This is a genomic window from Ruminococcus sp. YRD2003 (assembly GCA_900109435.1).
GTDB classification, from domain to species: Bacteria; Bacillota; Clostridia; order Oscillospirales; family Ruminococcaceae; genus Ruminococcus; species Ruminococcus flavefaciens_G.
This window is the reverse complement of record FNZT01000039.1, coordinates 1-2,217: the sequence shown is the minus strand read 5'-3', so window position 1 is coordinate 2,217 and position 2,217 is coordinate 1. Positions and strand designations below refer to the sequence as shown.

Below are 2,217 nucleotides of genomic sequence, written 5' to 3'. Positions count from 1 at the left end.
TTTTTCAGCTCAAAGGCGAAAACAGGGATACCGTTCACGGCAATGACCATATCCACACTGTTTTTATTATCGGCGGAGTAGTACCACTGGCGGTTCACGGTTATCTCGTTGGCGTTATAGTTGTCGGTGGCAGTCTGATTCAGTCCCGATTCGGGCTTAAAGTAGCACACACGGAACGGAATGCCCCTGTGCTTGAAGCCGTTACGCAGAACGGCGAGCAGTCCGTCCATATCGACTGCCGACTGGAAAGCCTTTGCGAACTTTTCGGGAGTGCCGCTCTGGAGCTCAAAGCGCTGCCACGACTTGGGCTGAGTACCCTTGACAAAGCGTATCAGCGTATCGAGGTAGAGGGCGTTTTCTGCGTCGTATGTATCGTTGTTGCGTGTATATCCGCCTGCGAGCATATCGGCTTCGATATCGGATTCAAAGCGTTTTTCGTTGGTCTCGTCTACGCTCATGCCTGCGGCACCTCCTTTTTGCCCGTGACATATTCATATATCATGGATTTTTTATAGGATTCCAGCTCGGTGAGGAACTGTTCTTTTTTGGATATAAGGCTGTCTATCTCGGTGCATTTTTTGTCGAGATATTCGGCGATTTCTTGTTGTTCTTCAAATGGAACAAAACAAGTTTTTACATTCTGAATAGTTGACACAGATAATCCTGGTTGTGCAGCTGTTGAAGAAACATATTGATTCAGATTCATACCAATTAGCAAGTAGAAAAGGTAGTCCATAATACAATAAGTGGTGTTTGTTGTAATAACAGCGTGTTCTGTAGCCCAAAATTTTCCACTTACTCTATGTACATTTCCGCATAAGGCACCTTGCCTTCCAACCAATAGGTTATTGCCTTCGCAATTATATTCGTTGTAATAACCTCGAATTCCATTTCCACCGTAAACAGGATATTCTCCTTCTGGTGCGATTTGTTCTGAAACAAGGTTTTTTCCTGCATACATATTACAAAGATACTTCAAGGAAATAATATCCCACTCCTGCGGAATCTCCCCTATCCACTCAATACCGCTGTCCTTCATCGGTCTGTCGCCTCTTACGCCCTTTGTAACCGCCTGCGTGATGACAGCCTGACGGAGCTTTTTGTATTCCTCAACAGATGCTTTTGTTTTCTCGATGATGTTGTCGATATGGGCGCATTTGCGGTCGAGGTAGGAGACAAGTAATTGCTGTTCCTTTAGTGAGGGTACAGGAAATGAAAAGTCTTTTAGTTTTTCTTGAGAAAGTGATGCCATTATTGAACCACTTGAATGAATAGTATAATATTTCCAAAATACATAACTTGATAAAACATAGTAAAGATATTCGTTTGAAAATCTATTATGTAATGGACGGATTATAAGCAAATGACTGTTTAAGCAAGCTTTATCTGGTAATTCCGTTATTTTCGCAAGTTTTCCAATTGTTCCATCTTTAGTGATTAACAAATCTCCTACTTGAATTTGTATGAACTTGTCCATTTCATAACGTTCTTCGCTGACATGATAACACGTTTCCCAGTTTACTTTACCATTGATAAAATCAGTACCAGTTACACAGTATGGTCCTTCATCAATAAAATCACTTGAACCAAGACCTTGCCAGCCTATTCTGCCCTTCATATATGAATAGTATTTAAGCTTAACTATATCCCATTTTTCAGGTATTTCCTCAATCCATTCAATACCGCTGTCTTTCATCGCTCTCACTGCTGTTCACCCCCGAACAGTGCCGCAAGGCTTGCCTGTATATCCGCTTCGATACCGCTTAGCCTTGCCATTATATCCTCAACCTTTTCAGGTGCCTGATACTCATAGAAATAGCGTGTCATAGGTATCTCATAACCGACTTTTGTCTTCTTCGTGTCTATCCACGCATCGGGAGCATAAGGCAGCACCTCACGGGCGAAATACTCGTCAATATCCTCCCTCAGCGGAACATTTTCCGTGTCACGCTTTGAAGCATCTGCAACAGGTTTGCCTTTATTGTCATAATATATCTCTGCTTCAGGGCAATCAGAGCGCAGGAACGCAGAGATACCTGCCATTTTCTCAAAATACTTCCAGCAGCGCTTTTTCTTGTCAGTTATATGCTTGCTGTTATTGAAAGCAGTTTCAAGCTCGGACAGGCTCATGAACTCCTTTCCTTCCATTTCAGTAAGAGCGACTGCGCCTTCATAAAGCAGTTTATCCGCATCTTCTCTGATATTATCAGGATTATC

General features: G+C 42.6%; 2 protein-coding genes and 1 pseudogene. All 3 read right to left on the bottom strand.

Annotation, left to right across the window (positions count from 1 at the left end):
- A partial coding sequence (locus BMX22_RS15690; RefSeq protein WP_318259793.1) for a type I restriction endonuclease occupies window positions 1-458 on the bottom strand: 458 nt, incomplete at its 3' end.
- On the bottom strand, window positions 455-1,696 hold the full coding sequence (locus BMX22_RS15685) for a restriction endonuclease subunit S (RefSeq protein ID WP_074743564.1): 1,242 nt from the start codon (window positions 1,694-1,696) through the stop codon (window positions 455-457). The genes BMX22_RS15690 and BMX22_RS15685, both read right to left, overlap by 4 nt.
- Window positions 1,697-1,701: 5 nt before the next feature.
- Window positions 1,702-2,217 (bottom strand): annotated as a pseudogene (locus tag BMX22_RS17015) (hypothetical protein); the annotation flags it as partial.